At 41.2% G+C, this 4194-nt stretch carries 5 protein-coding genes and 2 pseudogenes; 1 reads left to right on the top strand and 6 read right to left on the bottom strand.

The genetic code is table 11. The annotated features are described in order from the left end of the window. The 4 genes from LC574_RS29175 to trpC all read right to left on the bottom strand — a co-directional run. On the bottom strand, positions 1-179 hold a 179-nt coding region (locus LC574_RS29175), incomplete at its 3' end, for a UPF0175 family protein (RefSeq protein ID WP_229457118.1). Positions 180-452: 273 nt separating this feature from the next. Continuing rightward, positions 453-1121: a carbonic anhydrase gene (locus LC574_RS29170; RefSeq protein ID WP_229457117.1), complete on the bottom strand. Its 669-nt coding sequence runs from the start codon at positions 1119-1121 to the stop codon at positions 453-455. 464 nt (positions 1122-1585) lie between these two features. Next, positions 1586-1837: a DUF5340 domain-containing protein gene (locus tag LC574_RS29165; protein ID WP_100903113.1), complete on the bottom strand. Its 252-nt coding sequence runs from the start codon at positions 1835-1837 to the stop codon at positions 1586-1588. A 245-nt stretch (positions 1838-2082) separates the two neighbouring features. Then, entirely contained in the window at positions 2083-2973 is an 891-nt protein-coding gene (gene trpC, locus LC574_RS29160) for an indole-3-glycerol phosphate synthase TrpC (RefSeq protein WP_229457116.1), read from the bottom strand. A 22-nt stretch (positions 2974-2995) separates the two neighbouring features. On the opposite strand from trpC, the gene LC574_RS29155 reads away from it, so the two are divergent. Then, positions 2996-3193, top strand: coding sequence for a hypothetical protein (locus LC574_RS29155; protein WP_229457115.1), 198 nt, complete (start codon positions 2996-2998; stop codon positions 3191-3193). On the opposite strand, the pseudogene LC574_RS29150 reads toward LC574_RS29155, so the two are convergent. Continuing rightward, positions 3190-4074, bottom strand: a pseudogene (locus LC574_RS29150) (FAD-dependent oxidoreductase); the annotation flags it as partial. The gene LC574_RS29155 and the pseudogene LC574_RS29150 sit on opposite strands and share 4 nt — an antisense overlap. Then, a pseudogene (locus LC574_RS29145) lies at positions 4071-4194 on the bottom strand (Uma2 family endonuclease); the annotation flags it as partial. The pseudogenes LC574_RS29150 and LC574_RS29145, both read right to left, overlap by 4 nt.

The following is a 4194-nucleotide window of genomic DNA, read 5'->3' as shown; positions in this document are numbered from 1 at the left end:
AGCAGTTGCCCAAATTCGTATTTATCCATTTCAGCTAATTCTCGTGCTTTACCGAAGGAGAGAATGTCTTGTGTGTAGAGCGCAATGGCTAACTCCCGACGCAATTCCTGCTCAATACGCTGTTCTGGTAAACGAAGAGCTTGCAAAATGGAGTCAGAAATTGAGATTTGTAGTCCCATCTTCCTTAAAGTCAAAACGATCAGTCTACTATTATCATGGTAAATCAATAACTTTGACTTAGGCATTACTAGGACTTACGCAAAAATTGCTAAAAAGCTTAATTTATCGAACCGCCAAGACGCCAAGAGCGCCGAGAATTCGTAGAGTGTGCGTAAGTCCTAATTACAATACTTAACTGAAAAATAACTATTTATTTTACTCACAATTAAAGTTGTAAACACACAATTTTTCAAGTTTATAATGTAGGCTTTTGTGTGGCGATAAATACCGAATTAGCTCTCATTTTTTAACATAGCATAGAGTCTAAACTCTAGAAGCAAGGGGCAGATGTGCAATTGCCATTGCACAGTTGAGACGTTCAAATCTTTAATCAAGCCAGTGCTGATATCTAGTACCCAGCCATGAACCATAGGCGCTTTTCGCTCATAGAGTACCTGACGCATGATGGAAGTTTGGTAAAGATTTTTTACTTGCGCTACAACGTTTATTTCTGCCAAACGATTCAAACGTTCTTCTCTTGTTGGCAAGGCATCAATTTCTTCTTGTTTCTGTAAATACAGTTCCCGAATCGGATTTACCCAGTTATCAAGAATTCCGATGGTTCTCCCCTCTAAAGCCGCTTTAATTCCTCCGCAATCGTAGTGACCACAAACGATAATATGTTCTACATGAAGATGTAAAATTGCGTATTCTAAAACCGCTAAAAAGTTTATATCCGTTAGAGAAATCTGATTGGCAATATTACGGTGTACAAATAACTCTCCTGGTTCTGTACAGGTAAACTTTGTTAATGCCAGACGACTATCAGAACACCCAATGTATAGAAAAGGTGGTGTTTGTCCACTAGATAATTCTTGAAAGTAAGTTGGATCTATAGCTAGTTTTTCGGCAACCCAAGTCTGATTATTTCTGAGAATTTCGTGAATGCTGTTATATTTCATCTTTCGTCAAATTCGAGAGAGAATCTCATAAATATTTTAGCTGATCTACAGTTTCCTATAAATCGATATGAACTTTTTCATAGCTAAAATTTTTATAAAGATGAGATTTTTTCTACGGCATTAAGAGAATTATTGTATAAATTGTAAGCAAGTGAATTAAAATTTAGATAAAAATAGCTATGTATAATATCATGTCCGGCTAAAGACTTATCATTTAAAGCGCAGGGGGAAAGAGGCTTTTGGGATTTTTGCACAGATACGTAATCATAAGTGATTCGCCGGAGTTGATATAAGATTTCTATTTTATTTTTGAACAAAATTAGGTAATGTAGTAGCGTATCAAGGCTAAAATAGTGCAATAAATTTTGTAGGTTGGGTCAAATAATTATACCCAACACCCTAATGGTGGTAAGTTAACTTAACAAAGATGCCAAATCTGAGGTTGAGATATTAAGTTATCAGCTTCAATCGGGGGCAACAACTTTGTTATCGTGATGATGGTTAATTGACCAACGGTGATCAACAGTCATAGAGGAAAACTCGCAAATTTCTTCTAGGCGTTTTTGCTGCACGGCAGCTTTACGCAGAGTAATAATTAGTTGATTTACCTGATGCCGTAAATCTGGATTATCATTTACAGCTAACATGGTTTGTCTTTCTAAAAGTTGAAGTATAAGTTCGTAGTGAATAGGAGAAGGTAGAGGAATTTGCTCCATGAAGTTAAACTTTGATTTCATATTTGAGATTTTGTATTAGTCAGAGTTTGTGTTTTGTCAATAAATTGTTACATAAGAAATAACTAGTTGCTTATGGCTTTGATTTGATTAAAAATGAAGATTTGGCAAAGATATGATGATACTTGATGGCAATGTGCTGCGTGTCCACGCATAGTGTACCCAATTTAGAACTATTGTATGCAGTTAGTTGCGCTATGCTAAGAGGCGTAGGGGAGGTGTTTATTTCAGAAATTCTTTGGTAATATATGGGCGATCGCAGCGCCGGGATTTGGTTGTTTTACCAAAGATTCTCCAATGAGTACAGCCGATGCACCTGCTGTCAGTACCAAACTCAAATCATCTGGGTTGTGTAGTCCTGACTCGCTGACAACAAGGATGTTTTTCTCCTGCAATTGGCTACCCCTTGCAGCTAAAAGTTGGCAAGTAGTTTGCAAGTCAACAGAGAAATCTTCCAAATTGCGATTATTGATTCCTACTAAGGAGACGCCATCTAGGGCTAACACACGGTCAAGTTCTGCCAAACTATGGACTTCAACCAAGGTTGCCATTTTCAGATTGTTAGCAATTTTAAGGAAGTATTTCAAATCTTGATCGCTCAAAATAGCCGCAATCAACAAAATAGCATCTGCACCCTGAACCCGCGCCAAATATATCTGGTAAGCATAAACGACAAACTCTTTGCACAGTAGGGGCAAATCTACGGCAGCCCGAACCTTTGCTAAGTTATCAAAACTACCTTGAAAGAACTTGACATCCGTTAGCACAGAAAGACAACTAGCGCCACCTTGCTGATAAGACAGGGCGATCGCTACTGGGTCAAAATCTTCTCGGAAAACGCCTTTGCTAGGTGAAGCTTTTTTAACTTCGGCAATCAATGCTGGCTTTGTCTTACCTTGACGCAAGGCGGCGACAAAATCACGGGTTGGCGGCGCAGTCAGTACCTGCTTCTGTAATTCTTGCAAAGGAACTTTTTCCCGCATTTGGTCATATTCTACTTCTTTCTGCCAGACAATTTCCTCCAAAATATTGTTTGGCGTTGCATCAGGCACGACAGCCTGATAACGCAATATCGATACATCAATAGCTGGGTTAGGCGAACGGCGACGGATTTGCATAATGGGGAATGGGGAATGGGGAATGGGGAGTGGGGAATGGGGAATGGGGAATGGGGAATGGGGAATGGGGAATGGGGAATTTTCTACTCCCTACTCCCTACTCCCTACTCCAATAGCTGGGTTAGGCGAACGGCGACGGATTTGCATAATTGGGGAATGGGGAATGGGGAATGGGGAATTTTCTACTCCCTACTCCCTACTCCCTACTCCCTCTCCCTAAATTGCGATCGCTCGTTTATAAGCTTCGTCCAGCACTTCCGAAAGTGTCGGGTGCGCGTGAACTAGATGTGCGAGATTTTGGACAGATTGACGGTTTGCGATCGCAGCTGAGGCTTCATGAATTAAGTCTGAGGCGTGTAGTCCAAAAATGTGAACGCCTAAGACTTCTCCGGTGTCTTTGCGATATATCACCTTGGCAATCCCATCGGCTTCATTTTCTGCCAACGCTTTGGAATTCCCTTTGTAGTAACTCCGACTTGTGGCGATTTCAAAACCTTCGGTTTGTCCCAACTCCTTAGCTGCGGTTTCTGTTAAGCCCACATAGCTAACTTCTGGATGGGTAAACGCCGCCGCCGGGATGCTGCGATAGTCTACTATTCTTTCCCTCCCAACTATATTTTCTACGGCGATGATGCCTTGAGCAGAAGCCGCATGTGCCAACATCATCTTCCCATTAGCGTCGCCAATTGCCCACAAATGCGGTACTACTTCACCAGCTGATAGCACTGCCATGCGATCGTCAACTGGGATAAAATTCCGCCGATCAACTTCCACACCCACAGATTCCAAACCAAGATTTTTGGTCGCTGGGATGCGTCCTGTAGCCACTAAGCAAGCATCTACTTCGATGACATCTACATCTTCTTTGGTTTTGAAATCTGCTAATTCAATCACCACTGGTGAACCTGGGATGACTTTTTTAGCGTATATCCCCACTTTCGTTTCAATATCGCGGGGAGTAATTAGCACCCGTTCGGCAAGTTTGGCGATGTCTCGGTCAAATCCTGGCATTAACTGATCTAGGGCTTCAATCAAGGTGATTTCGCAACCCAAAGCTGAGTAAATATCAGAAAATTCTAAGCCGATGTAACCACTGCCAATTGCAGAATTAAATTAACGTTACTTCTTCCAGTTTCTCCTCCCGTTGGTGGTATTATGACTAATTCTCCTTGAGCATTGCGTTCTAATTGTAAATCGGGGTTTTCTTCACACAGCTGATAA

The sequence above is a fragment of the Nostoc sp. CHAB 5715 genome (genome assembly GCF_020829685.1).
Taxonomy (GTDB): Bacteria; Cyanobacteriota; Cyanobacteriia; order Cyanobacteriales; family Nostocaceae; genus Nostoc.
Note: the sequence above shows the minus strand (reverse complement) of the source record. Positions and strands in the feature narration are given on the sequence as shown.